The organism is Achromobacter agilis (assembly GCF_900496965.1).
Lineage (GTDB): Bacteria > Pseudomonadota > Gammaproteobacteria > Burkholderiales > Burkholderiaceae_B > Achromobacter > Achromobacter agilis.
This window is the reverse complement of sequence record NZ_UFQB01000004.1, coordinates 118,589-144,923: the sequence shown is the minus strand read 5'-3', so window position 1 is coordinate 144,923 and position 26,335 is coordinate 118,589. Positions and strand designations below refer to the sequence as shown.

21 protein-coding genes, 1 pseudogene and 1 riboswitch are annotated in these 26,335 nt (G+C 68.1%); of the genes and pseudogenes, 13 read left to right on the top strand and 9 right to left on the bottom strand.

Going from position 1 to position 26,335, the window contains the following annotated elements; translation table 11 throughout:
• Window positions 1-76 precede the first annotated feature (76 nt).
• Together AGI3411_RS06530 and AGI3411_RS06525 are read left to right on the top strand one after the other, a co-directional pair.
• The gene (locus AGI3411_RS06530; protein WP_129526578.1) at window positions 77-1,420 is read left to right on the top strand and encodes a cytochrome ubiquinol oxidase subunit I; all 1,344 of its coding nucleotides are present in this window, start codon (window positions 77-79) and stop codon (window positions 1,418-1,420) included.
• Window positions 1,417-2,469 (top strand): cytochrome d ubiquinol oxidase subunit II, encoded by a 1,053-nt coding sequence (locus tag AGI3411_RS06525; RefSeq protein ID WP_129526577.1) that lies wholly within the window; start codon window positions 1,417-1,419, stop codon window positions 2,467-2,469. The genes AGI3411_RS06530 and AGI3411_RS06525 overlap by 4 nt, the downstream gene beginning before the upstream one ends.
• A gap of 6 nt (window positions 2,470-2,475) precedes the next feature.
• On the opposite strand, the gene recQ is transcribed toward AGI3411_RS06525, so the two are convergent.
• Window positions 2,476-4,305, bottom strand: coding sequence for a DNA helicase RecQ (recQ, locus tag AGI3411_RS06520; protein ID WP_129526576.1), 1,830 nt, complete (start codon window positions 4,303-4,305; stop codon window positions 2,476-2,478).
• A gap of 94 nt (window positions 4,306-4,399) precedes the next feature.
• Entirely contained in the window at window positions 4,400-5,674 is a 1,275-nt protein-coding gene (locus AGI3411_RS06515; RefSeq protein WP_244240269.1) for a fimbria/pilus outer membrane usher protein, read from the bottom strand.
• A gap of 226 nt (window positions 5,675-5,900) precedes the next feature.
• On the opposite strand from AGI3411_RS06515, the gene AGI3411_RS06510 reads away from it, so the two are divergent.
• The 5 genes from AGI3411_RS06510 (at window position 5,901) to AGI3411_RS06490 (ending at window position 11,365) form a co-directional block, all read left to right on the top strand.
• Window positions 5,901-6,602, top strand: a complete 702-nt coding sequence (locus AGI3411_RS06510) for a response regulator (protein ID WP_129526574.1) — start codon at window positions 5,901-5,903, stop codon at window positions 6,600-6,602.
• Entirely contained in the window at window positions 6,602-8,146 is a 1,545-nt protein-coding gene (risK, locus tag AGI3411_RS06505; protein ID WP_129526573.1) for a sensor histidine kinase RisK, read from the top strand. Before AGI3411_RS06510 ends, risK begins: the two co-directional genes overlap by 1 nt.
• Window positions 8,147-8,231: 85 nt before the next feature.
• Window positions 8,232-9,305: a Holliday junction branch migration DNA helicase RuvB gene (ruvB, locus tag AGI3411_RS06500; protein ID WP_043543803.1), complete on the top strand. Its 1,074-nt coding sequence runs from the start codon at window positions 8,232-8,234 to the stop codon at window positions 9,303-9,305.
• 83 nt (window positions 9,306-9,388) lie between these two features.
• Complete coding sequence (locus AGI3411_RS06495) at window positions 9,389-10,354, top strand: threo-3-hydroxy-L-aspartate ammonia-lyase (RefSeq protein ID WP_129526572.1); 966 nt, start codon at window positions 9,389-9,391, stop codon at window positions 10,352-10,354.
• A 102-nt stretch (window positions 10,355-10,456) separates the two neighbouring features.
• Window positions 10,457-11,365 (top strand): complex I NDUFA9 subunit family protein, encoded by a 909-nt coding sequence (locus AGI3411_RS06490; RefSeq protein WP_129526571.1) that lies wholly within the window; start codon window positions 10,457-10,459, stop codon window positions 11,363-11,365.
• A 21-nt stretch (window positions 11,366-11,386) separates the two neighbouring features.
• On the opposite strand, the gene ruvA is transcribed toward AGI3411_RS06490, so the two are convergent.
• The 6 genes from ruvA to AGI3411_RS06460 form a co-directional block, all read right to left on the bottom strand.
• Window positions 11,387-11,959, bottom strand: coding sequence for a Holliday junction branch migration protein RuvA (gene ruvA / locus AGI3411_RS06485; protein ID WP_129526570.1), 573 nt, complete (start codon window positions 11,957-11,959; stop codon window positions 11,387-11,389).
• Between the two features lie 119 nt (window positions 11,960-12,078).
• Window positions 12,079-12,627: a crossover junction endodeoxyribonuclease RuvC gene (gene ruvC, locus AGI3411_RS06480; protein WP_129526569.1), complete on the bottom strand. Its 549-nt coding sequence runs from the start codon at window positions 12,625-12,627 to the stop codon at window positions 12,079-12,081.
• Complete coding sequence (gene purH / locus AGI3411_RS06475) at window positions 12,627-14,216, bottom strand: bifunctional phosphoribosylaminoimidazolecarboxamide formyltransferase/IMP cyclohydrolase (protein WP_129526568.1); 1,590 nt, start codon at window positions 14,214-14,216, stop codon at window positions 12,627-12,629. The genes ruvC and purH overlap by 1 nt, the downstream gene beginning before the upstream one ends.
• Before the next feature lie 103 nt (window positions 14,217-14,319).
• Complete coding sequence (locus AGI3411_RS06470; RefSeq protein ID WP_006217670.1) at window positions 14,320-14,559, bottom strand: helix-turn-helix domain-containing protein; 240 nt, start codon at window positions 14,557-14,559, stop codon at window positions 14,320-14,322.
• Between the two features lie 36 nt (window positions 14,560-14,595).
• A complete protein-coding gene (dusB, locus tag AGI3411_RS06465) occupies window positions 14,596-15,621 on the bottom strand; it encodes a tRNA dihydrouridine synthase DusB (protein ID WP_165359096.1) in 1,026 nt (341 codons plus the stop codon).
• Between the two features lie 116 nt (window positions 15,622-15,737).
• On the bottom strand, window positions 15,738-16,907 hold the full coding sequence (locus tag AGI3411_RS06460; RefSeq protein WP_129526566.1) for a UbiH/UbiF/VisC/COQ6 family ubiquinone biosynthesis hydroxylase: 1,170 nt from the start codon (window positions 16,905-16,907) through the stop codon (window positions 15,738-15,740).
• 80 nt (window positions 16,908-16,987) lie between these two features.
• On the opposite strand from AGI3411_RS06460, the gene AGI3411_RS06455 reads away from it, so the two are divergent.
• A complete protein-coding gene (locus AGI3411_RS06455) occupies window positions 16,988-17,464 on the top strand; it encodes a TM2 domain-containing protein (RefSeq protein ID WP_129526565.1) in 477 nt (158 codons plus the stop codon).
• Between the two features lie 29 nt (window positions 17,465-17,493).
• Here the strand turns inward: AGI3411_RS06455 and AGI3411_RS06450 are convergent, their stop codons facing one another.
• Window positions 17,494-18,837: an aminopeptidase P N-terminal domain-containing protein gene (locus AGI3411_RS06450; protein ID WP_129526564.1), complete on the bottom strand. Its 1,344-nt coding sequence runs from the start codon at window positions 18,835-18,837 to the stop codon at window positions 17,494-17,496.
• Window positions 18,838-18,965: 128 nt separating this feature from the next.
• Window positions 18,966-19,125, top strand: a riboswitch (yybP-ykoY riboswitch).
• A 78-nt stretch (window positions 19,126-19,203) separates the two neighbouring features.
• Here AGI3411_RS06450 and AGI3411_RS06445 point away from each other — a divergent pair.
• The 5 genes and pseudogenes from AGI3411_RS06445 to AGI3411_RS06425 all read left to right on the top strand — a co-directional run bounded on the left by AGI3411_RS06445 (window position 19,204) and on the right by AGI3411_RS06425 (window position 26,318).
• A complete protein-coding gene (locus tag AGI3411_RS06445) occupies window positions 19,204-20,208 on the top strand; it encodes a sodium:calcium antiporter (RefSeq protein ID WP_129526563.1) in 1,005 nt (334 codons plus the stop codon).
• Between the two features lie 446 nt (window positions 20,209-20,654).
• Entirely contained in the window at window positions 20,655-20,987 is a 333-nt protein-coding gene (locus AGI3411_RS06440) for a hypothetical protein (protein ID WP_129526562.1), read from the top strand.
• 417 nt (window positions 20,988-21,404) lie between these two features.
• A complete protein-coding gene (mgtA, locus tag AGI3411_RS06435) occupies window positions 21,405-24,203 on the top strand; it encodes a magnesium-translocating P-type ATPase (protein WP_129526561.1) in 2,799 nt (932 codons plus the stop codon).
• A gap of 53 nt (window positions 24,204-24,256) precedes the next feature.
• Window positions 24,257-25,358, top strand: a pseudogene (locus AGI3411_RS06430) (porin).
• 96 nt (window positions 25,359-25,454) lie between these two features.
• Window positions 25,455-26,318 carry a cytochrome c oxidase assembly protein gene (locus AGI3411_RS06425; RefSeq protein WP_129526560.1) on the top strand — a complete coding sequence of 288 codons (864 nt, stop codon included), beginning with the start codon at window positions 25,455-25,457 and terminating at the stop codon, window positions 26,316-26,318.
• Window positions 26,319-26,335 lie beyond the last annotated feature (17 nt).

Below are 26,335 nucleotides of genomic sequence, written 5' to 3'. Positions count from 1 at the left end.
CCTCTTTTCGCAAGGTATGCAACCGGTTTCAATCTGGCCCCACAGTCTTGTAACTGGCTCTAAACTACGGGCCATCATGGACATATCCACCTTATCCCTGGCCCGTGCGCAGTTCGTGGCCAGCCTGAGTTTCCTGGCGCTGTTCCTGGCCGTCTCCCTGGCGCTTGCCTGGGTGTTGCTGTTTTTCAAGATACGCGCCCGCTGGTCCGGCCATGGCGGGTGGACGGCCGCCTACCGCTTCTGGGTGCGGATATTCGCGCTGGCCTTCGTGCTGACGCTGGCGGCCAGCGTGCCGGTGCTTATCCAGATCGGCAGCCTGTGGGCGGGGCTGATGGACAAGATCGGCAACGTGGCCGGCCCCTTGCTGGGCTACGGCATCCTGTCGGCGTTCATCCTGAAATCGTGTTTCCTCGGCGTCATGCTGTTCGGCCAGCGGCGCGTTTCCGACGGCGCCCACACGCTGGCGGTGCTGATGGTGGCGGTGGGGCAGCTGGTGGCGGTGTTCTGGGTGCTGGCCCTGCAATCCTGGATGCAGACGCCGGACGGCGCCCTGCTGGTCGACGGCCGCTACCAGGTCTATGACTGGACGGCCGTGGTGCTGAACCCGTCGGTGGGCTGGCGCATGGCCGTGGTGGTGGTGGGCGCGGCGCTGGCCGCCTCCTTCCTGATGATGGGCGTGACGGCGCTGCAGGCATTGCGGCGCCCGCTGGGCGACGGCGAGCGCAGCGCGTTCAAGACCGCCCTGGTCGTCGCGGTGGTGGCTTCCTGCCTGCAGCTGCCGGTGGCGACCGGCGCCGGGCAGATGGTCGCCAAGCTGCAGCCCGCCAAGGCGGCAGCGGCCGCCGGCTTCTGGGAAAGCGGCGCCGAGCCGCAACTGGTGCTGTTCGGCTGGCCGGACGCCCGCAACCACACGAACCTGGCCGACGTTACCCTGCACAACATGGGCGGAATGTGGCTGCATCGCAATCCGGACGGCACCTACCAGGGGCTGGACAAGTATTCGGGCATGCTGCCGCCGGTCGCGCTGACCTTCTGGTCGCTGCGGGTGGCGGCCGGGCTGGGCCTGCTGATGCTGGCCGTGGCCTGCGTGACCTTCCTGTGGACGTTCCGGCGCGGGCTGGATCCGTCGACGCTGCCGCGCTGGTGGCAGCGGGTCGTGTGCGGCATGATGTTTTCCGGCGGCATCGCCGTCGTGGCCGGATGGTGGGTGTCCGTCATCGGCCTGCAACCGTTCGCGGTGAACGGCACCATCACGCAATCCGAGATCCTGGGCTCGGTGTCTTCGAGCACCGTCCTGTACGGCATGGCCGGCTACGGCGTGCTGTACGCCCTGTTGCTGGCCGCGTTCGCCGGCATGCTGTTCCACGCGGCGCGCTACGGCGTCGTGCCTGTGCGCAAACTGGGTGGAGGTGCGCCATGATCGCCATGCTGGCCGCCTCCCAAGGGCTGAACGCCGACGATCCTTCTTTCTGGATGCCGCTTGCCTTCATGGCGCTGCTGTTCGTGGTAATCGCCGCGGGCATGGTGCTGGACGGCTTCGACCTGGGCGTAGGCATTCTGCTGCAGCTGGCGCCCGAGCACGAGCGCGGCCGCATGATGAGCCTCTTGAGCCCGTGGCGGGACGCCAACGAGTTCTGGCTGCTGCTGGGCATGGGATTGTTCGCTGCGGCGTTTCCCTTCGCCTGGGGCGCGGTGCTGGGTAAGCTCTACGGGCCGTTGACCTGCATGGTGCTGGGCGTGGTGCTGCGCAGCGTCGCGTTCGAATTCCGTATCCGCGCGCGCAACGAAATGAAGCCGCGCTGGATCTTCGCGTTCTGGGCGGGTTCCCTGATCACCGCGTTCGGCCAGGGCATGATGCTGGGCCGGATCGCGACGGGTTACCAGTCCGACGCCGGTTACGGCTGGTTCTCCGTGTTCGTGGGCCTGTGCGCGGTGGCGGCCTATGTGCTGCTGGGCGCAGCCTGGCTGGTCATGCGGGTGGATGGCGATCTCCAGCGCCGCGCCGCCAACTGGGCGCGCCACGCCATCCGCTGGACGGCGGTGGGCATGGTGTCGATCGCGGTAACGCTGGGCCTGGCCAACGCCGGCATCTTCTACAAGTGGAGCAACATTGCCCACCTGAGCCTGGCGGCCACGGTCTGGCTGCTGATGCTGGCAGGCTTCGTGGCGGTCGAAATGCTGCTGGCGCGGCTGCCCGGCCGGGCGGACCGCTTCAGCTGGCTGCCCTTCGTGCTGAGCGTGTCGCTGTTCCTGCTGATGCTCAGCGGCCTGGCCTACAGCCTGTTCCCTTATCTGATCCTGGACGACATGACGCTGTGGGACGGCGCCGGCGCGCTCGGGTCGATGCGCCTCGTGATGGCGGGCGCGGTCGTGGGGATCCCGGTGGTGCTGGTGTTCAACATCCTGGCCTACCGCTCGGTGTTCGGCAAGGAGCGCGCTCCGGTGCCGCTGCTGCCGCCACCGGGCTGACCGCGCCTATAGCACCGGCCTGGCGACGCGCTGAAGGATTTCCTCGCCGTAGGCTTCCAGCTTGCGGGCGCCCACGCCGCTGATGTGGCTCAGCGCGTCCATGGATTCGGGCTGGGCCAGCGCGATCTCGCGCAGGGTGGCGTCATGGAAGATGACGTAGGCCGGCACACCGTGGCTCTTGGCGACCTCGCCGCGCCACGCGCGCAGCGCTTCAAAGACAGGCTGCAGCTCGGCCGGCAGGTCGATGGCGGCCGCCTTGGGCCGTCCGCTGCCGGTCTTGCCCGAACGAGTTTTCTTTTCCGACTCCCGGCGCAGCATCAGCTGCCGTTCGCCCTTGAGCACGGCCCGGCTGCCTTCGGTCAGGGCCAGGGTGCCGAATCCCTCGTTGTCCACCGTCAGCAGGCCCTGCGCCAGCAACTGGCGCAGCACGCCGCGCCAGGCGGTATCGCTGAGGTCGGCGCCCACGCCGAACACGCTCAGCGTTTCGTGGCCGTGCTGCCTGGTGCGCTCGGTGACTTTGCCGCGCAGAATGTCGATGATGTGGCCCGCGCCGTAGCGCTGGCCGCGTTCTTTCCAGAGGCGGTAGACGGCGGACAGCACCTTCTGCGCCGCGACCGTTCCATCCCAGGCCTGGGGCGGATCCAGGCAGACGTCGCAGTTGCCGCAGGCCGTGATCTGCTGGCCGAAGTAGGCCAGCAGGCGCACGCGCCGGCATTCCACCGTTTCGCATAGCCCCAGCATGGCGTCGAGCTGCTGGCCGAGACGCCGGCGGTAGGCTTCCTCGCCGGGCGATTCGTCGATCATGCGGCGCTGTTGCACCACGTCCTGCAAACCGTAGGCCAGCCAGGCCGAGGCCGGCAGGCCGTCGCGGCCGGCGCGGCCGGTTTCCTGGTAATAGCCTTCCACGGACTTGGGCAGGTCGATATGCGCCACGAAGCGCACGTCGGGCTTGTCGATGCCCATGCCGAAGGCGATGGTGGCGACCATGACCACGCCGTCCTCGCGCAGGAAGCGCGACTGGTTGGCGGCGCGCACCTGCGCACTGAGCCCGGCGTGGTAGGGCATGGCGTCGATGCCCTGGTTGCACAGGAATTCCGCGGTTTCTTCCACGCGGGCGCGCGACAGGCAATACACCACGCCCGACTCACCCTCGTGTTCCGTCTGGATCATTTCCAGCAACTGCTTGCGCACCTCGTTCTTCTCGACGATGCGGTAGCGGATATTGGGACGGTCGAAGCTGGAGACGAAGTGGCGCGCGTCGTCCAGCGACAGGCGCTGGGCGATTTCGCGGCGGGTGTCCTCGGTGGCGGTCGCGGTCAGCGCGATGCGGGGCACGTCGGGCCAGCGCTCGTGCAGCATCGACAGGCCCAGGTATTCCGGCCGGAAGTCGTGGCCCCATTGGGATACGCAGTGGGCTTCGTCGATGGCGAACAGCGCGATGCGGCCCCGCTCCAGCAATTGCAGGCAGCGGTCGGTCAGCAGGCGTTCGGGCGCCACGTAGAGCAGGTCCAGCTCGCCGGCGAGGAAGGCTTGTTCGACGTCGCGGGCCACCCGCCACTCCTGGGTGGAGTTCAGGAAGGCCGCGCGCACGCCCAGTTCGGTTAGGGCGTCGACCTGGTCCTGCATCAGCGCGATCAGCGGCGACACGATAATGCCGGTGCCTTCGCGCACCAGCGACGGAACCTGGTAGCAGAGCGATTTGCCGCCGCCGGTGGGCATGAGGACCAGCGCGTCGCCGCCGCCGATCACCTGATCGACAATGGCTTGCTGGTCGCCACGGAAGGATTCGTAACCGAAAACGCGCTGCAATACGCTGAGGGCGCGCGCGTCAGACATGGGGGTAGGCCGGGAGCATCATGGCAGGGATTTTAAGCCCCAATTCCGGCTCCTTCTTTCCGGGGGGGAGATTTCCGTCCGCGCGGTGTCGCGCCTACCAGCTCAGCCAGGTGCCCCGCATGAAGGTATCGACCGGCATGCTCAGGTTGGCGCGCCACTCGTAGTCGCCCGACAGGATGTCGCGGTCGGCGCCGACCGCCAGTTTCACCTTGGGGGCCACGAACATGCTGTGGGACAGGCCCACGCGCTGCTCGGCCAGCGCGGAGCCCTCGCGCAGGCCGGAGTATGTGCCGCTGAGCACGCCCCAGCCCGTGATGGGGACGCCGGCCGACACCGTATTGCGGGTTTGCGCCGTCGCGGCCGCGCCGCCCGAGTACATGGACAGGTCGCCGAAGCCGGCGCCGGTTTGTTCGGCCGTATAGCCCAGGTTGACGGTGTCGGCCACGTCCACGCTGTAGCCGAAGCGGTAGCGCCAGGCGTTGACCGCGTCGAACGAGCTTTGGGTGGCGCCCGCCTGGAACGTGCCGTATTCGCCGGCGGTGTACGTGGTGCCCATGCCGCGCGTGGTGAGCGAGGGCGCGCTCTGCATCTGCCCTTCCAGGGTCAGGACGGGCGTGAGGCCGTAGCGCACGCTGCCGCTGCCCACCGAGGCCCCATAGTCGACGGCGCCCGAACGGGCGGCGGGATCCATGTTGTTGAGGCGTCCCAGCGATGAGGAATAGCCGAAGCTGCCTTCGGGGACGGTGGCGCCGGCGCCGGCCCAGTTCGAGATCTGCAAGCCGCCCACCGGGGCGCCGCTGCCCCAGGCCGGCGCGTTGGCCGTGATGTTGCCCACGGCGACGGACGGGCCGGCGGCGCTGCGGTAGACCCAGTTGCGGCTGCCCTCATAGCGCAGGCCTTCCTGGCTGCTGGCGGAGGCGAACCACGGCCGCGACGGGCGCGACACGCCGGAAATCACGATGACGGGTACGCGCGGAAAGTCGCCGTCTTCCAGCGCGAAGGAATAGTCGGGAGGGGCTTCCTCGGGGGCGGCGAGCGCCTTGCAGTCCGCCGGCAGCGGCTGGACGTCGCCCGAGAGCGCCGCGCCGGTGCCGGGGATCCCCAGGTCCAGGTCGCCGATGCCGGCCGTGCCGCGGACCGTAGTGTCCACGGCAGGCTCCATCGTTTGCAGATCGCAGGGGGACGGATCCAGGGGAACCGCGCGCGATTCCAGGGACGGGGCAGGGTGCACGGGGAGGGGCTGGACCGGCGCCAGGGCGCCGATGCCGCGCGTCCAGCCGGACGGCGACAGGCCGGCACCGGGCGCGCCGGACGCGGGAGCCAGCGGCAAGGCCGCGCCGGCCGCCAGCGCCGCGCGCAACAGCCACATTCGCCGGATGATTGCAGGGGCGATCATAGGAACAGTGTAGAGGGGGGACACCGCGGATGCTGTAAACGTTCTTTAGCGGGCAGCGGCAGGCCGGCACTTATTTTATCGCCGGGGCTAGCGTCTGGATAAACCGGCCCGAAACGGCGTCCAACATCGTGCAACAGGTATATTTCAGTTGATTTCCTGCCTCTTGCGGCGGGGTGCGGGGCACCGCACTATGGCATCCATGGACAATCCTCACACCAAGTTGCTGGTCGTCGACGACGATCCGGCCCTGCGGCAGCTGCTCGCCGACTACCTGAACCGGCACGGCTACGACACGCTGCTGGCGCCGGACGCCACCGACCTGTCTGCCCGCATTACCCGCTACGCGCCCGACCTGCTGGTGCTCGACCGCATGCTTCCCGGCGGCGATGGCGCGGATGCCTGTCGCCGCCTGCGCGAGCAGGGCGAGGATATCCCCGTCATCCTGCTGACCGCCCGCGACGAGGCGGTTGACCGCATCATCGGCCTGGAAGCGGGCGCCGACGACTACGTCGGCAAGCCCTTCGACCCGCGCGAACTTCTGGCCCGCATCGAGGCGGTGCTGCGCCGCAAGCGCGGCCCGTCCGCCTTGACCAAGGACGCGCCGGTCTCGTTCGGCCCCTTCGTGTTCGACCCGTCCACGCGCCAACTGTCGCGCGAAGGCATCGTGGTCAAACTCACGGGGGGCGAGATCAACCTGCTGGAAGCGCTGGTGCGCAATGCCGGCAAGCCGCTGTCGCGCGAACGCCTGCTGGCCCTGGCGCGCGACGATGACGCCGGCGAGCGCAATGACCGGGCCATCGATATCGCCATCCTGCGCCTGCGGCGCGTCATCGAGGACGATCCCAAGCAGCCGCGCTGGATCCAGACCGTCTGGGGAATCGGCTACCGGTTTTCGCCCTGATGCGCTTCTCTCCTGGCTTTCTGGTGCCGCGGTCGCTGCGGGCAAGGCTGATCCTGCTGATTCTGGGGTCGGTCCTGCTGACGCAGGCGGCGACGCTGGTGACTGTGTCCTACTTCCGCCACAAATTCATGGAAGACGTGGCGATCGGCTACATCACCACCACGATCCGCACGCTGCGCGCCGCCGTGTCCCAGGTGCCGGCAGAGGACCGGGCCGACTTCGTGCGCACCGCCTCGCAGAACCAGTGGCGCCTGTGGTCGCGCGTCCTGCCGGCCGAGGCCAAGCTGCAGCGCTTCAATGGCCGCCGTCCGCCTCCGCCGCCCAAGCCCGCCCCCCGGCCGCCCCCGCAACCACCGTCGGCGGAGGCGCAATTGCACGGGCCGCCAGCGCCGCCGCCTCCGGAAGTGCGTGACGACGAACGTTCCGCCGAGCAGCGCGCGCGCGAGCACGAAGAACACGCGCGGCGCTACAAGCCCGAGCCGGACGATATCCGGCGCGACCTGCGGGGGCTGGTGCAGCAGCTCAACGAGCGCCTGAACGACGGCACGCGCGTGGCGCTGTCGCGCGGCCCCACGCCGGAAATTTTCATTTCGCTGGCTCCCAATTCCGCCAGCGAGGACGTGCCGCGCCTGCGCGAATGGCTGGTCATTCCGCTGGACCGCCTGGACCCGCCGGTGGCCACGCCCTTCATCGCCGCCTGGCTGGGCGGGTTGGGGCTGCTGTTGTTGCTGGCCGTGGGCTTCTCCTGGCACATCACGCGTCCGATCACCCGGCTGGCCGATGCCGCCGACCGGCTTGCCGCGGGGCAGCCGCAGCGCGTCGAGCCGTCCGGCCCACATGAAACCCGCGTGCTGGGCGAACGCTTCAACGCCATGCTGGATGCGCTGTCCGAGTCCGATTCGGTACGGCGGACTTTGCTGTCGGGCCTGCCGCACGACCTGAAGGGGCCGCTGTCGCGGATGTGGCTGCGCATCGAGATGGCCGACGACTCCAAGCTGAAGGAGGGCCTGCGCGCCGACCTGCAGGACATGCAGCATATGGTCGATCAGTTCATTGGCTTCGTGCGGGGGACCGACCCCGCCGCCTACCGCTACGCCTCCATGGTCCTGGGCGACTGGCTGACCGAGCGCGTGGGCGCCTGGCATGGCGCGGGCACCGACATCCATTTGCGGACCGGCGACGAAGAGGCGGCGCTGGTGGTGCAGGCCGACGCCGTGGCGCTGGGCCGCCTGCTGGACAACCTGATCGGAAACGCCCTGAACCACGGGGCGCCGCCGGTCGACGTTACGCTGCGCCGGGAAGGCCGCCTTGCGGTGCTGGACGTGGCCGACCACGGCCCCGGCATCGTGCCGGAGCGCCGCCAGGAGGCCCTGCGTCCGTTCAGCCGGCTCGACGACGCGCGCACGCGCACCGGCAGCGTCGGGCTGGGCCTGGCCCTGGCCGAGGCCATCGCGCGCGCGCATGGCGGATCGCTGGAACTGCGCGAGGCGGAATCCGGCGGCCTATGCGTGCGGGTCAAGCTGCCCCTGTCCGAGTCCGACTAGGGGGACCGGGCGGCCCGGGCCGCCCCAGGGCGGGCCGTCCATACGGTACGATGCATCCTGCTTCGTCCTTTGCCGTTTCCGCACCATGGCCATCCAGTCCGATTCGCTTTCCTCCCGTCCCGACGCCCCCCGTATCGTGGCGCCGCAGCCGGTGTCTCCCAACGAGGAGTCGATCGAACGCGCCCTGCGGCCCAAGGCGCTGGAAGAGTACGTGGGCCAGCAGCGCGCCCGCGAACAGCTCGAGATCTTCATCGCCGCCGCCCGCAAGCGCGGCGAGGCGCTGGACCACGTGCTGCTGTTCGGCCCGCCGGGCCTGGGCAAGACCACGCTGGCCCACATCATCGCGCACGAAATGGGCGTGCAACTGCGCCAGACCTCCGGACCGGTGCTGGAGCGCCCCGGCGACCTGGCCGCGCTCCTGACCAACCTCGAAAAGAACGACGTCCTGTTCATCGACGAAATCCACCGCCTGTCGCCCGTGGTCGAGGAAATCCTCTACCCGGCGCTAGAAGACTTCCAGATCGACATCCTCATTGGCGAAGGCCCCGCCGCGCGCAGCGTGAAGCTGGACCTGCAGCCCTTCACCCTGGTGGGCGCCACCACGCGCGCCGGCATGCTGACCAACCCGCTGCGCGACCGCTTCGGCATCGTGTCGCGGCTCGAGTTCTACAACGCCACCGACCTCGGCCGCATCGTGACGCGCAGCGCGGGCCTGCTCAACGCCGGCATCACGCCCGACGGCGCCGCCGAGGTAGCGCGCCGCGCCCGGGGCACGCCGCGTATCGCCAACCGGCTGCTGCGCCGCGTGCGCGACTACGCCGAGGTCAAGGCGGGCGGCACCATCGACGCGGATGTCGCGGGGCGCGCGCTGGCTATGCTCGAGGTGGATCCCCAGGGCCTGGACCTGATGGACCGCAAGCTGCTCGAGGCCATCGTCCACAAGTTCGACGGCGGGCCTGTCGGCGTGGACAGCCTGGCGGCGGCCATCGGCGAAGAGCGCGACACGATCGAAGACGTCATCGAACCCTATCTGATCCAGCACGGCTACCTGCAGCGCACCCCGCGCGGCCGCACCGCCACGCTGACGACCTGGCGTCACCTGGGGCTGACGCCGCCCGCCGGCACCGCCAGCGGGTCCGGCGATCTCTTCGGCAAATAGGCGCGCCGCCCGCCCGCCGGCGCGCGGCGGGTTTATCATCCTGGGGTTCCGTTTCCCTTTCGCGACCCAAGGACCGAATCCCCATGCAGCCCGAATTGCCCTCTTATGACGATGTCGCGCGCGCCAGCGAGCGCCTGGCCGGCAACGCGCACCGCACGCCCGTCTTGACCTCGGCCACCGCCGACGCGATCAGCGGCGCCACGGTGTTCTTCAAGTGCGAGAACTTCCAGCGCATGGGCGCTTTCAAGTTCCGCGGTGGGTACAACGCCATCGCCCGCCTGACGCCCGAGCAGCGGGCCGCCGGCGTCGTGACGTTCTCGTCGGGCAACCATGCGCAAGCCATCGCCCTGGCGTCCAGGCTGCAGGGCGTGCAGGCCACCATCATCATGCCGCTGGACGCGCCCGCGGCCAAGCGCGCCGCCACCGAAGGCTATGGCGGCAAGATCGTCACCTACGACCGCTACACCGAGGACCGAGAAGCCATCGCGCGCCGCATCCAGGCCGAGACCGGCGCCACGCTGATTCCGCCCTACGACCACGAGGACGTGATCGCGGGCCAGGGCACCGCCGCCAAGGAACTGTTCGAGGAAGTGGGCGAACTGGACTACCTGTTCGTCTGCCTGGGCGGCGGCGGGCTGTTGGCCGGATCGGCCCTGTCCGCCTTCGCGCTGAGCCCGCGCTGCCTGGTCTACGGGGTCGAGCCCGAAGCCGGCAACGATGGCCAGCAATCCTTGCGTAAGGGTGAAATCGTCCGAATCCCGGCCCCGAAGACCCTGGCCGACGGCGCCGCCACGACGCACCTGGGCAACCTGACCTTCCCGCTGATCCAGAAACATGTCCGCGACATCGTCACCGTGACCGATGAGCAACTGGTCGCCACCATGAAATTCTTCGCCGAGCGCATGAAGATGGTGGTCGAACCCACCGGCTGCCTGGCGGCGACGGCCGTTATGCAGAACGTGGTGCCGGTGCGCGGCGCCCGGGTCGGCGTGATCATCAGCGGCGGCAACGTCGACCTTCCGGCCTACGCCAGGCTGCTGGCTGCCTGACGGGCTGGCGGCGGCCCCGGGTCGGGGCCGCCGATACGCGCTTGCGGTTGTCGCCCGTGCAGGGCAGAATCGGGGTGAATCCTGACGAACAGGGGCTGCGACATGCGTATCCTTGTCATCGGCGGCACCGGTTTCATCGGCCGCCATCTGGTAGCGCGGCTTTCCGCCGATCAGCATCAGATCATCGTGCCCACCCGTCTATACGGCCGCGGGCGCGATCTGCAGATTCTTCCCACCGTCACCCTGCTCGAATGCGATGTCCACGACGACGCCACGCTTGATAGTCTGACGCAGGGCTGCGATGCCGTCGTGAACCTGGTGGGCATCCTGCACGGAAATTCAGGCCGGCCTTATGGCTCGGATTTCGCCCGGGCGCACGTGCTCCTGCCCCAGCGCATTGCGCAGGCCTGCCGCCGCCAGGGCGTGCCCCGCATGCTGCATGTCAGCGCGCTGGGCGCGGACGCCAACGGCGACAGCATGTACCAGCGTTCCAAGGGCGACGGCGAAGCCGCCATCAAGAAAGAATTCGCCGATTGGCAGCAGGGCGGATGGACGATCTTCCGTCCTTCCGTCGTTTTCGGCGCCGACGACCAGTTCACCAATATGTTTGCGCGGCTCGCGCGCTGGCTGCCCGTGCTGCCGCTGGCAGGCGCGGGCGTGCGCATGCAGCCGGTGTACGTGGGCGATGTGGTGGCCGCGCTGGTGTCGGCGCTGGGTAATGCGCACACCAGCGGCAAGACTTACGAGTTGGGCGGCCCCCAGGTTTATACGCTGGGCGAGATCGCCCGTCTGTGCGCCGCCTGGAGCGGCCATCCCCGGCCGGTGGTCAGCATGCCGATGGGAATAGGCCGCATGCAGGCCGGGCTGTTCGAATGCCTGCCGGGCAGGCCGCTGATGTCGCGCGACAACCTGGATTCCCTGCGCCGCGACAATATCTGCACGGGGCCGATCGCCCCTGAACTGCACGTGGTGCCGACCGGCCTGGAAGCCGTCGCGCCGCGGTACCTGTAGGGGCCGGGCGCGGCGTCGCGTTCAGCGCACCAGCGCCTTCAGCGCCTGCTTGATGCCGTCGGACACGCCGACGCCTTCCGGCAGCGTCTTCAGCGCCGACAGCGATTCCTTCTCGGAGTAGCCGAGCGCCAGCAGCGCGTTCAGGATGTCGGACTGGTTATCGGGCGCCGCGTGGGCGGCGGCGCCAATGTCGGCGCCTAGCTTGCCGCGCATTTCCAGCAGCAGGCGTTCCGCGGTTTTCTTGCCGATGCCGGGTACGCGGGTCAGGCGGCCGGATTCCTGCAGGGTGATGGCCTGGGCCAGGTCCGCCACCGACAGCCCCGACAGGACCGACAGCGCGGTGCGCGCCCCGATGCCGCTGACCTTGATCAGCTCGCGGAAGGCACTGCGTTCGCCGGCCGTGGCGAAACCATAGAGGATGTGGGCGTCTTCGCGCACCGTCAGGTGCGTGTAGAGCGTGACGCGCGCGCCGGTATCCGGCAGGGAGTACAGCGTGCTCATGGGCACGTCGATGTCATAGCCCAGACCGCCCACGTCCACGCAGATCGTGGGCGGGAGTTTTTCGATCAGGGTTCCGGTGATGCGTCCGATCATGGTGATTGAAGGCCTGGCGATGTGAAGCCGCAACGCGCGGCGAATCCGGGGATTCTATACGCCTATGCGCGCGGGCGCGCCGGCATGGGGAAAGCCGAGGGCCGGGCGCCGGCAGGCGTTCAGCCGACCAGGCGGCCGTTGCGGATGCGGGTCTTGCCGCTCATGCGCAGCGTGGTGCCCAGGCGTTCGAGCTTTTCCTGCATGGGCCCGGCATGGGCGTGGCAGATCGCGCAGGCCAGCGCGTCGGCCGAGTCGGGCGAGGGCGCGCCGTCCAGCGCCAGCAGGTGCTGCACCATCATCTGCACCTGCTCCTTGGCGGCGCGGCCGGTGCCGACCACGGCTTTCTTGATCTGCAGCGCGGTGTATTCATGCACGGCCAGCGAACTGTCGGCCAGCGCGCACAGCGCGGCGCCGCGCGCCTGGCCCAGCAGCAGGGTGGAGGCCGGATTGGTGTTCAGGAAGATGATTTCAAGCGCGGCCACGTCGGGCTGCGTGTCGCGAGCCACCTGGCGCAGGTTGTCCAGGATGACCTTCAGGCGTTCGGAGAGGGTGAGCGCCGGCGGGACCACGATGGTTCCGCTGGCGACGTAGCGCAGCCGCGGGCCGTCGGCATCGATCACACCGAAGCCGGTGCGGCGCAGGCCGGGATCGATGCCGAGGACGCGCATCAGTGGCGGAAGTGGCGGGTGCCGGTCAGCACCATGGCGATGCCGTGCTCATCGGCCGCGGCGATGACTTCGTCGTCACGCACGCTGCCGCCGGGCTGGATCACGCAGGTCGCGCCAGCCGCCACCACCACGTCCAGGCCGTCGCGGAACGGGAAGAAGGCGTCGGAGGCCACGGCCGAGCCCTGCAGGGTCAGGCCGGCGTTCTCCGCCTTGATGGAGGCGATGCGGGCAGAGTCGATGCGGCTCATCTGGCCGGCGCCCACGCCCAGGGTCATGCCGCCGCCCACGAACACGATGGCGTTGGACTTGACGTACTTGGCGACCTTCCAGGCAAACGCCAGGTCGCTCATTTCCTGTTCGGTGGGCTGGCGCTTCGAGACCACCTTGAGCGCATCGCGCGGCACGTTGTAGGCGTCCGGGCTCTGCACCAGCCAGCCGCCGCCCACGCGCTTGATGTCGAAGGCGTTCTGGCCCGTGCCCATCGGCACTTCCAGCACGCGCACGTTCTTCTTGGCGGCCAGGATGGCCAGCGCCGCGCCGTCGTAGGCGGGAGCCAGCAGCACTTCCAGGAACTGCGCGCTCACGGCTTCGGCCGTGGCGGCGTCCACCGGGCGGTTGAAGGCGATGATGCCGCCAAAGGCCGACGTCGGGTCGGTCTTGAAGGCTTGCTGGTAGGCGCCCAGCGTGTTGGCCGCGACGGCCACGCCGCAGGGGTTGGCGTGCTTGACGATGACGCAGGCGGGCGCTTCGAAGCTGCGCGCGCATTCCCACGCGGCGTCGGCGTCCGCGATGTTGTTGTAGGACAGTTCCTTGCCCTGCAGCTGGCGGTAGTTGCCCAGCAGGCCGGCCGGACGTTGCGCGTCGACGTAGAAGGCGGCGGTCTGGTGGGGGTTCTCGCCGTAGCGCAGCGCCTGTTCCTGCTTGACCTGCAGGGTCAGCGTGCCCGGCCATTCGTTGCGGGCCGGCACAGCCTCCTGCTTGGGCTCGGCTTCGGCCAGGCTGGTCAGGTAGGCGGCGATGGCGCCGTCATAGGCGGCGGTGTGGGCGTAGACCTTGGCGGCCAGCGCCAGGCGCAGGCCGTAGGAGGTGGAGCCGCCCTTGTCCATTTCCGACAGCACGCGCGAGTAGTCGACCGGGTCGATCACGACGGTCACGCCACCGGCTTCGGTGCCGTGGTTCTTGGCCGCCGCGCGCAGCATGGCCGGGCCGCCGATGTCGATGTTCTCGACCGCGTCCGCGAAGGTGCAGTCCGGCTTGGCCACGGTTTCGCGGAACGGATACAGGTTGACCACCAGCATGTCGATGCGATCGATACCGGCTTCCTTGATGGTAGCCATGTGCTCGGCGCTGTCGCGGCGGGCCAGCAGGCCGCCGTGGATCTTCGGATGCAGCGTCTTGACGCGGCCGTCCAGGATTTCGGGCGAACCCGTGTGGGCGGCCACTTCGGTGACGGTCAGGCCGGAGTCGGCCAACAGCTTGGCGGTGCCGCCGGTCGACAGCAGGCGCACGCCTCGCGCGGCGAGGGCGCGGGCAAATTCAACGATGCCGGTCTTGTCGGACACCGAAAGCAGGGCGGTTTCGATTTTCATGGTGAGGGACGGGAGTGGGGCGGGTGCGCCTTTCTCGTTCTGGTCAGGATGGGAAATCTGGAGGAGCGGGCGGCGCGCTGTGGCGGCCGTCCGCGTGGGAAAGCTATACCTGGATATTGTGCGCCAGCAGCTTCTTGCGCAGGGTGTTGCGGGTGATGCCCAGCATCTCGGATGCGCGCGACTGGTTGCCGCCGGACCGCTCCAGCGCTACTTCGAGCACCGGGCGTTCCACGCAACGCATCACCATGTCCCACATGTCGTGGGGTTCGGATTCGCCCAAGTCTTCGAAATAGCGCTCCAGGCTGGCGCGCACGCATTCTTCCAGGACATCTTTCTTGCTCATTTGAGTACAGATATTTTTATGTTGGTGTTGAGGCGGTCATGCCGCCAGCAGGGCTTCTGCGACCGGCGCCGGATAAGGCTCGCCGTCGCGCGAGATGATGTCGAACCAGTCCGACACGGCCCGCCACTGGTCTCGGGTATTGTCGATCAGATTCATGCGGGCGCAGAACGAATCCGCGCCCGGCAGGCCGTCCAGATACCAGCCGATGTGCTTGCGCGCCGTGCGTACGCCGGTGTGCTCGCCGTAGAACCGGTAATGGTCGTCCAGGTGTTCGAGCAGCAGCTCGCGCATTTCCCCGTAAGAGGGAGGGGCCAGTGTTTCGCCCGTGCGCAGGTAGTGGTCGATTTCGCGGAAAATCCAGGGACGGCCTTGGGCCGCGCGCCCGATCATGACCGCATCGGCGCCAGTGTAATCCAGGACGCGCCTGGCTTTTTCAGGAGAATCGATATCTCCGTTGGCGATCACGGGAATATCGAGCTCGGCCTTGACGGCGCGGATAGTGTCATATTCCGCCTCCCCCGTATAGAGGTCGGCGCGAGTGCGGCCATGCAGGGTCAGCGCGGAAATGCCGGCGTTTTCCGCCATTTTCGCCACCCGCACGGCGTTGCGGCTTTCGCGGTCCCAGCCGGTCCGGGTCTTGAGGGTGACCGGAACGCCGAGGGGCGCGCAGGCCGACACCACAGCATCGAGAATGCGGGCGATCAGGTCTTCGTGGCGCAGCAGCGCCGACCCGGAGGCGACGTTGCAGACCTTCTTGACTGGACAACCCATGTTGATGTCGATGATCCGGGCCCCTTTATTGGCGTTGAAGACCGCGGCCTCCGCCATCATGGCGGGGTCGGCGCCGGCGATCTGCACCGAGATCGGGGCGATTTCGCCGTCGTGGTTCAGGCGCCGGGAGGTCTTGACGCTATCCCATAGCTTGGGGTTGCTGGCGGCCATTTCCGAGACGGCATAACCCGCCCCCAGCTTCTTGCATAGCTGGCGGAAAGGACGGTCCGTCACGCCCGCCATGGGCGCGACAAGAACGTTGTTCGGAAGGGACCATTGGCCTATGCGCATGCTCACATTTTAACCGGCTCGATCGAACCCCTTTTTCCATCGGACAAATGCCCGGTAACCAAAGGAGGCGACGGCAAACAGATCCCGCCCCTTTTCGGGGCCGGATTGAAGGGAAATCAGGCGCGGAACCCTTGCAGCAGATGCTGCGCCAGCGGTGCGCGCAGCGGGGATGCCAGGTCCAGCGCCAGCAGGGCCAGGCCGCAGGCATGCTCCACGGGGGCCAGGCCGGTCGAGAAGACCCGGGGCATCAGGTCGGTCAGGCCGGCGGTGAGGGCGCGGTCGACGTGGCGGGCGCGGGCGAATTCCGTCAGAGCGGAGGCCGGGTTGGCGCCGGGATGGGCCAGCCAGCCGCCGAGTGTCTGCGCCAGGCGGGCCGCATCCCGCAAGCCCAGGTTCAGGCCCTGGCCTGCGACGGGGTGCAGGGTCTGGGCGGCATTGCCGATCGCTGCCACGCGGCCGTGCACCTGGGCGCGGCGCGCGCTGAGCGCCAGGGGAAAGACGTGGCGGGGCGCCTGGCTGGACAGGCGGCCCAGGCGGTCGCCGAAGGCCGCGGACAGCGCCTGCGAAAAGGCGGCATTGTCCAGCGCGGCCAGTTCGGCGGCACGGCCGGGCGCGCTGCACCAGACGACCGAATAAGCGTCCGGCGTCTGCGGATGAGGCAGCAGGGCCAGCGGGCCTTCCGCCGTGAAGCGTTCCCAGGCCCAGCCGCGGCGGGGCAGGGTTGCATGGGCCGTGGTCAGCACGGCATGCTGACCGTAGTCGCGGCGCACGTCGGCCGCGCCGGCGCCGTCGGACTGCACGGCAACCTGGCATAGCAGCTCGGCCTCGCCCTGCAGGACGCGCACGCCATCCGCGTCCTGGCGGCCGATCTGGGCGGGCGGCCCCGCCAGCACGGTGACGCCGCAGGCGGCCACGCGCTCGTCCAGCTTGGCGTGCAAGCCGGAATACGCAACCACGCTGCCCAGCTGGGGCACGCCGAAATCGGTATTCTGGATCAGGGTGCGGCCCAGGCGTCCGCGTTGCGACACGTGGATGTTGCGGATGTCGGCCGAGCGGTCGGGCCAGGCATGCAGCGACTCCAGTAGCACGCGGCTGCCGTGGTTCATGGCCAGCACCCGGGGGTCCGTGGCGGGCACGGCCGCCGCCGGCGCGGCCGGGACGGGCGCGTTGCCCGCGAGCAAGGCGATGCGGGCCGGATCCGGCGCCACGCGCGCCAACATCAGGGCCAGCACGCGGCCCACGGGGCCTGCGCCGAGAATCGCAATGTCGAAGGCGGATGAGGTCATCCGAGGATTTTAACCGTCCACTACAATCGCGGGCAGCCGGCGCGTCTTGGCGCCATGGTTTCCTTTTCCGGTTGATTGACATGACGCAGGCCCAAGCCCAAGCCCAGGCTTCTTCCCCGTTGTCCGCCACATCCGCCCGCCGCCCGCGCGGTAAGGTCGCCGTGGGGCTGCTTGCCTGCCTGTTCGGCTGGCTGGGCGCGCATTGGTGGTATCTGGGCCGCCGCCATGCCTGGCTGGTGACCGCGCTGGCCCTGGCCTGCGGCTTCTGCGCCTACCGCTTCTATCCGGTCTGGTACGACAACCCCGCCTTCTTCCTGCTGTTCATCCCCATGATCGACGGGTTCATCGAAAGCGCGGTGTTCTCGCTGATGCCGGACGAAAAATTCGACCGGCTCTACAACGCCGGCCTGGGTCGGCCCACGAAAACCGGCTGGGGGCCGGTGCTGGTCGCCATCATGGCCTGCCTGGTCGGCGCCATCGCCTCGATGTTCGCCATCGCCATGGTGGTGGTCTACACCTGGGTGGCCATGGGTTGGCTGGACGGCTACGTTTTCTAGCGCCGGCCGCGCGCCTATGCCGGCCGCGCCTATTCACGCATCAGCGCCTCGATCTCGCCGGCCTGCACCGGCACGCCCCGCGTGATGAGCTCGCAACCCTCGTCGGTGACCAGCGCGTCGTCTTCCGTGCGGATGCCGATGTTCCAGTAGGCCTCGGGCACGTCGTTGGCGGGCCGCACGTAGATGCCCGGTTCGATGGTCAGCATCATGCCGGCTTCCAGTTTGCGCCAGGGGCGCTCGGCGCCCTGGGCGGGGCCGGGCTGGCGGTAGTCGCCCACGTCGTGGACGTCCAGGCCCAGCCAGTGCCCGGTGCGGTGCATGTAGAAACGGCTGTAGTCGCCGGATTCCAGCACGCCGTCCAGCGATCCCTTCAGCAGCTTCAGGTCGATCATGCCTTGCGCCAGCACGCGCAGCGCGGCCTGATGGCCTTCGTTGAAGTTGCGGCCGGGCGCCGTGGCCTGGGCCGCGGCTTCCTGGGCGGCCACCGTCAGGTCGTACAGCGCGCGCTGCGGGCCGCTGTAGCGGCCGTTGACCGGAAAGGTGCGGGTGATGTCGCTGGCGTAGCTGTCCACTTCGCAGCCCGCGTCGATCAGGACCAGGTCGCCGTCGCGAAGCACCGCTTCGCCGGCCGGATAGTGCAGCACGCAGGCGTTCGCGCCGGCGGCCACGATACTGTTGTAGGCCACCGACTGCGCGCCGTGGCGGCGGAATTCATAGAGCAGTTCGGCTTCGAGCTCGAATTCGCGCATGCCGGCGCGGCAGACGCGCATGGCGCGGACGTGGGCGCCGGCGGAAATCTTCGCCGCGCGCCGCATCGCCGCGATTTCCGAGGCGTCCTTGATCAGCCGCATTTCCGCCAGCGTCGCGCGGAGATCCTGCTGCCGGACGGGCGGGGCATGCCCGCCGCGGCTGGCTTCGCGCGCCGCCGCCAGCCAGCGGTGCAGCCGGCCGTCGGTGCGCTTGTCACCGGCGAGGGGGGCGTACAGCGTGGGGTGGTCGAGCAGCAGCGTGGGCATCAGTTCGTCCAGCGCGTCGACAGGGTGGGCATCGTCGAAGCCGAAATGCGCCGCGGCAGCCTCGGGGCCGAAGCGCTTGCCCTCCCAGATCTCGTGCTCGACATTGCGCGGCCGGCAGAAGAGCAGGGAGCGGTCGGACGCGCCGGCGACCAGCACAAGCCAGGCGTCCGGCTCGGTAAAACCGGTCAGGTAGAAGAAATCGCTGTCGTGCCGGTACGGGTATTCGGCGTCACGGTTGCGGATGGCTTCCGGCGCGGTCGCCAGGATGGCGATGCCGCCCCCCTCCGCGCGCATCTGGTCCATCAGGCGCTGGCGCCGGGCGGCGAAAGGGGAAATGTCGTCGGGAGGCAGGCTCATGGCGGACGGGGCGCAAACCCCGGCAAAGGTGCGGATGCCGTTTACTTTACCCGCCATCCCCGAAACACGACACCCCGCGCCGCCATCGCGGGAATTGCTGGACGGGTGCGGCCAAGCTGCTACAATCGCCGCTCTGTCATTGGGGAGTAGCCATCCTTTGCCCCCAAAGGAGCTAGCGTCAACAGACTTGGTGGTTCAGCGCTGCAGAGCAGCCGCTAGAACTCCATGGCGCTAGCGGTTTCCATGCTCGGCGGCACGCCCGCCGCATGGATCAGCCAGGCGAGACCTTTGGCCGCATTGCGTTCACCCTAGCCGGGCGAGCCGCGATGTCGCGCCAATGGTTTCTGCTCGTCCGGCTGCGTCTATATGTTGCTCACCCTGTTCCTGTTCTTCCTGTCTGCGGCAGTGATCTATTTCGCGTGCGAGTTCTTCGTGAACGGCGTCGAATGGGTCGGCCACCGCTTCGCGCTGGGCGCCACCGCCACCGGCACCGTGCTTGCCGCCTTCGGCACCGCCTTGCCGGAAAGCGCGGTGACCTTCATGGCCGTGGTCTTTGGCGACACACCTGAACAAAAAGACATCGGTGTCGGCGCGGCCATGGGCGGACCGCTAGTGCTGGCCACGCTGGCCTATGCGGTCGTCGGCCTGGCCCTGTGGCGCGCGCGCCGCGGCCGGCCCAACCAGGCGGCCTGTATCAACGCGGATCAGCGCCGGCTGGCCCGCGACCAGGCCTGGTTTCTGGGTATCTTCATCTTCAAGGTGGGCCTGGGCCTGCTGGCGTTCGCGTGGAAGCCCTGGCTGGGCATCCTGTTCCTGGCGACCTACGGCCTCTACGTCAAGCGCGAGCTCAGCAACGACGAAGAAAGCCTGGACAGCGAAGACCTGGAACCGCTAAAGCTGCGTCCCGGCGATGAGGATCCGGCCTTGTCCTGGGCGATCACGCAGACGGTCCTGGCGCTGGTGGTGATCGCCGGGGCGTCGCACGTCTTCGTGAATCAGATCGAGGTGCTGGGCGTGGCCATGGGCGCTTCGCCCCACGTCGCCGCCTTGCTGCTGGCGCCCGTCGCGACCGAGCTGCCCGAGATTATGAACGCCCTGATCTGGGTGCGGCAGGGCAAGGAGCGGCTGGCGCTCGCCAATATTTCGGGTGCGATGATGATCCAGGCCACCATCCCCAGCGCGCTGGGCATCTTCATGACGCCGTGGATGCTGGACGCCCCCTTGCTGGCGGCGGGCCTGTTCACCATGCTGTCGATCAGCCTGCTGTGGCTGCGTTTCCACCGCTCGGCCATGAGCGTGCCCGCCCTGTCCGCGGTGGGCGGTTTGTACGCCTTGTTCGCCGCTTATCTGGGCTGGCATTTCTACGCTTGATCGGGCTGGCGGCGCGGATCCCGACCGCGCCGCCGCTTTTTCGAACCGAATCCCGCTTTTTCCGTGGGCAAAGCCTTGTCCATCAGTAAAAACCCGCGTAAACTCTTGTGCGTTATCCATCCCAGGAGCAGTCTTCGTGAATACCGATTCCGGCGAAAGTTGTCGATCTTGCATCGACGCCGCTGTTTGACAGGTCCACGCAGAACTCCGTCTGCCGCAGCCTGTTGAACAGGTTGCGGTCGTATCCCAAGCCCCAGGCTCCGGCCGGGGCAACAGCGCAAGCCATCGGCTTGCCGGGAACCTCCCCAACGTAAACCGCCAGAACCGCCGCTAGCCGCAGCGCCCGCGTTCGCGCACGTTTGTTTTCCGTGTCCGTCCGCCATGCGCCGCGCAGGCGTGCGCGCGTACTCGCGATCACGCTCCCCATTCTTGCAATGGAGGTCGTTATGCGTTTCTTCGACTTGTTCCTGCGCCGCGCCGGCGTGGACCGTGCCGCCGCCCTGAGCCGCCGCCGCGGCACTTCGCGCTTGACGGTCATCTGTCCGCGCGACGAGCTGGGCGCCTTGCGCAAGCAGATCTATCTCGACTTCAGCGCCGCCGGCCTGGCCGTCTCGCAGGTCCAGATCGATCAGGGTCAGGACCCGGGCATGGCGTCCGCCTGCATCACCGTCAATTGCCCCCCGGAGTTGCGGGCAGAGCTGATGTCGCAGGCGCGCCGGCTGAGCGCCAACCCCGTGGTGCGCCACGTGCATTTCGGCGCGCAGGCCGCGCTGGCCTGACGCCGCCATTCCCCTCACAGGAGAGATCATGCCCAGTGCATTAGACCCCGAGCCTCGATTGCGCCCCGTGCGCGGCATCGGCATGCCTGTCTGACCCGTCTTCTCGCTGCGAGCCGACGATCGGATAGTCATTCCGGTCCGTATGGAGTCCGCAGCCCTGGATCCCCGGCCTGGCCCACATCGCGTGCGCCCTTTCTTCCGGTCCGGATCGATCCTCCTGCTTCCCTTCCGTTTTCCGCACCCGGCGCATCTACGACGCGATCCGGACACCGGCAACATCGCCCCGGTGCCTGCGCACGCCCGTAAGCCGGCCGACGGTTTGCCCTCCAGGCAAGCCGCGGTCCCGGCTGGCCGCGCGCGGCCGCCGCGGAGGGGGCGTCCGTGTCTCCGACAACACCAAGAATCCGGAGCACTCCGATGATGAAGTTCCTGAAGTCATTCTTTTCGTCCGCCGCCGGCTTGCGGCGCACCGGCCGCCATTTCCGCCGCTCGCCGATGCCTTTGCGGGCCGGGGATGCCGCCACCGTATCCTCCGAGGTCGGCCGCCATGCCAACCGGCAGATGCTGGACCTGTCGCGTCAGGACGACGGCGCATTGTTCTCCCTGTTCGGCAGCGGCCGGGGCGGGCTGTCCGAAGCCCAGGCCCAGACCTCGCGCGAGCGTTACGGCGCCAATGAGGTCGATCACGAAAAACCGCTGTCCTGGTATGCCCACCTCTGGCTCTCCTACCGCAACCCGTTCAACCTGCTGCTGACCGCCCTGGCGATCCTGTCGTGGATCACCGACGTCCGCATGGCCGAGCCCGAGGACCAGTCCTGGACCGCGGCCCTCATCATCGGATCCATGGTGCTGATTTCCACCGTGCTGCGGTTCGCGCAGGAGCGGCGCTCCAACCGGTCGGCGGAGGCCCTGAAGGCCATGGTGCAGAACACCGCTACCGTCCTGCGCAGCGATCCCGCCGATCCGGACGGCAGTGGCGCCCACCGCTTTTTCGGCGGGACGCTGCATGTCAGCGGATCGAGGCAGGTCGAGGTTCCCCTGGCCGAGCTGGTGCCGGGCGACGTGGTGCTGCTGTCGGCCGGCGACATGATTCCCGCCGATTGCCGCATTCTCGGGGCCAAGGATCTGTTCGTGGCGCAGGCCGCCCTGACCGGCGAGTCCCTGCCCGTCGAAAAGTACGCCCGCCAGCGCGCCTCGACGGCCAACGCGCTCGAACTGGAGAACATGGCCTTCATGGGCACCAACGTGGTCAGCGGCGCCGGCAGCGCACTGGTGGTCGCGACCGGATCGCGGACCTATTTCGGCCAGTTGGCCGGACGCGTCACCCAGGTCAGCCGGGCGCCCACCCAGTTCCAGCAAGGCATCAACCGCGTGAGCTGGGTGCTGATCCGGTTCATGCTGGTCATGGCGCCCATCGTCCTGCTGATCAATGGCTTCACCAAGGGCGACTGGCTGGAAGCGCTGCTGTTCGCCCTGGCCATCGCCGTGGGCCTGACGCCCGAAATGCTGCCGATGATCGTTACGGCCACGCTGGCCAAGGGCGCCTTGCGCATGTCGCGCCGCAAAGTGGTCGTCAAGCGCCTCGACGCCATCCAGAACCTGGGGGCGATGAACGTGCTGTGCACCGACAAGACCGGCACCCTGACCCAGGACCGCATCGTGCTGGAGCGGCACACAGACGTCTACGGCGCAAGCTGCGACGACGTGCTGGCCTATGCCTATCTCAACAGCCACTATCAGACGGGCCTGAAGAACCTGCTGGACGTGGCCGTGCTGCAGCACGCCGAAGTGGAGCGCAAGCTGAACCTGGCCGCGAAGTACCGCAAGGTCGACGAGATCCCGTTCGATTTCTCGCGGCGCCGCATGTCGGTCGTGGTGAACGAAACCGAGAACGGCCGCGACCATCACGAGCTGATCTGCAAGGGAGCGCTAGAGGAAATGCTGTCCGTGTGCACCCGCCTGCGGGTGGGCAACGAGGTGCACCTGCTGACCGAGGTCCGGCGGGCGGACATCCGCCGCGTCACCGCGGAGCTGAACCGCGACGGCCTGCGCGTCATCGCCGTGGGCGTCAAGGAAATGCCGCCCACCCAGGAAGCCTATGGCGTGGCGGACGAGTCCGAGCTGGTGCTGGTCGGATACATCGCGTTCCTGGACCCGCCCAAGGAATCCACCGGGCCGGCGCTCGCGGCGCTAAGGAATTCCGGCGTCGAAGTGAAGGTGCTGACGGGCGACGTGGAGCTGGTCACGCTGAAGGTCTGCCGCGAAGTGGGTTTCGAGGTCCGCAAGGTCTATCTGGGCGCCGACATCGAGAAAATGGACGACCGGCAACTGGCCGCCTCCGTGCGGGAAGCCAATGTGTTCGCCCGCCTGACGCCGGCCCACAAGGAGCGGATCGTGCGCAGCCTCAGGGCGCAGGGCTGCACGGTGGGATTCATGGGCGACGGCATCAACGACGCGCCAGCGCTGCGGGCTGCGGACGTGGGGATCTCCGTGGACTCGGCGGTCGACATCTCGAAAGAGGCCGCCGACATCATCCTGCTGGAAAAGAGCCTGATGGTGCTGGAAGACGGCGTGATCGAAGGCCGCAAGACCTTCTGCAACATGCTCAAGTACCTGAAAATGACGGCCAGCTCGAATTTCGGCAACGTCTTTTCGGTCCTGGTGGCCAGCGCTTTCCTGCCGTTCCTGCCCATGCTGCCCATCCATCTGCTGTTGCAGAATTTGATGTACGACATCTCCCAGACGGCGATTCCGTTCGACAATGTGGACGAAGAATTGCTGAAACGGCCCCAGCAATGGGACCCCGACGGCCTGGGGCGCTTCATGGTGTTCTTCGGGCCGATCAGCTCGGTTTTCGATATCGCCACGTATGCGCTCATGTGGTACGTATTCCAGGCCAACGCGCCGGAACACCAGACGCTGTTCCAGTCGGGCTGGTTCGTCGAAGGCCTGCTGTCGCAGACGCTTATCGTCCATATGATCCGCACGCGCAAGATCCCCTTCCTGCAAAGCCGGGCCGCATGGCCGCTGATGGGGATGACGCTGATGGTGGTGACCCTGGGGCTGCTGCTGCCGTTTTCGCCGCTGGCCCAGTACTTCCAGCTGCAGGCGTTACCGTGGAGCTACTTCCCGTGGCTGGCGGGCATCCTGCTGGGCTATTGCGTGCTGACGCAGCTGCTGAAAGGGATCTGGGTACGCCGCTACGGCTGGCAATAGGCCGTGGCGCCAGGCGGCGGGCAGCATGCCCGCCGCCGAATCAGGAGATATTCATGAAGATTGTTTTTCTGGGCGCGCTGGCGGCGGCAGGCATGGCGCTTCCCCCGGCGGCGGCCGCCGACGGCACCCCGGGCGTGCAACTGTACGGCGTGGTGGATGCCGGCATGGCCGTGACAAATACGTCGGGGCAGGGCAGCCATGCCGGCCTGCTCAACGGCGGGCTCACCGACTCCCTGTGGGGGCTGACAGGAACGGAAGACATGGGGGGGCGGCTGGCGCTCCCGCTTCCAGCTGGAAAGCGGCTTCGATCCGTCTTCGGGCAAAGCGGCGGACGACGACCGCCTGTTCAACTACGCGGCCTGGGTCGGCCTTGGCCATGACGACTACGGCGAATGGCGGCTGGGCCGCCAGCACACGGTGGGGCAGGTCTACGGCAACGCCCTGGAGATCGCCTCCTGGAAGGAAATGGGCATGGGCGCCACGTTCAAGGCATCCGACAATTACCAGTTCGATAACCTCGTGAACTACTTCTCGCCGGTCTGGCGGGGCTTCCAGGCGGGCGTCGGCTACGCCTTCGATGCCGACGGCCGGGACCGCTTCCGCACCGCCGCGAACAACCGCGCGATCAGCGCGGGCCTGAAGTACGAGGACGGCCCCCTGCTGGCGGTCGCCACCTGGGATCAACTCCGGCTGGCGGACGCGCCGGCGGGCAGCAATGGGCGGCCGCAGGCCGTCCAGCTCGGGGCTTCCTACGATTTCGAGGTGCTGAAACTGTCCCTGGCCTGGTCGCGCCAGCGCAACGGCTACGCCGGCATGGACGGCGGCGATCCGGACGGCCTGGGCCAGAACCTGGGGCCGGCCGCCTTCGTCCGCGGCGGCACGGTGGACGCCTGGCTGGTTGGCGCCAGCGTGCCGGCGGGGCCCGGCACCGTGCTGTTGCAATGGTCGCTGGCGCATCCGGACTGGCGCTGGGACAACGGCGCGGCGGCGCGCAATGCGCAGGTGATGACGCTGGGCTACACCTACGGCCTTTCCCCGCGCACGACGCTCTATGCCTTTGCGGGCTATGCCTCGAACTACACGCTGGACGACCAGTTCGATCCCGCCCATTCCCACACCACCCGGGTCGGTACGGGCATTTCGCACCGTTTCTGAGGGCCGGGGCGGTCCGCGCCGGGGTCTACTACAATCGACGGGACTTGGCGCCTGGCCCCGGTCCTCGTCTTTCCCGAAGTTTCCCGGACGGTTTGCATGGATAGTCTCGAATGGCTCGTACCCTGGGAGTTCTCTCCCACGCTGGTGGCTTCCTTTCTGGTCGCCATCGTGCTGTTCGTGCGCGGCCAGCGCGTCCACCACGTCACCGGCGTCCGCAAGGTCCTGTTCTGGGCCGGCCTGGTGCTGCTGTACCTGTCGATGCACACTCGGCTGGATTACTACGCCGAGCGCATGTTCTTCATCCACCGCATCCAGCACCTGGTCCTGCACCATCTGGGGCCGTTGCTGGTGATGGCGGCGTTCCCGGGGCAGGTCATGCGGGCGGGCCTGCCCATGGCCTGGCGCATCCGGCTGCGCGACTTCCTACGCACCGGCGCGGGCCGCGCCACGGTGGCGGTGTTGACCAACAAGATCTTCGTGCCGTCGCTGTTCGTCTTCCTGGTGCTGGTCTGGCTGATCCCGTCGGTGCAGTTCTATTCGATGCTCGACTGGCGGCTCTACCGCCTGATGAACTGGTCGGTGGTGATCAGTGGGTTCATGTACTGGAACCTGATCCTGGACCGCCGTCCCGCGCCGCCCGCGGCCATGACGCCCGGCGGCCGGGTCATTTCGCCCGTGCTGACGATGCTGCCGCAAATGGTGGCGGGCGCGGTCATCGCTTTCACGGAAAGCGATATCTATCCTTTGTTCGAGCTGTGCGGCCGCGCTATCGCGATGTCTGCCCAGACCGACCAGACCATCGGCGGGCTGACCATGTGGATCCCGGCCGCGCTGGTCGAGGTGATCGGCCTGATGGTGGCCCTGGGAACCCTGATGCGGCTGTCGGCCAGGGGGCGGTTGCGCAAGGCGGACCGCGACGCGCAGGCGCGCGCCAAGGCCCGCGCGGTGTCGTCAGCCTAGGCGCTTGCCGCGCCTGG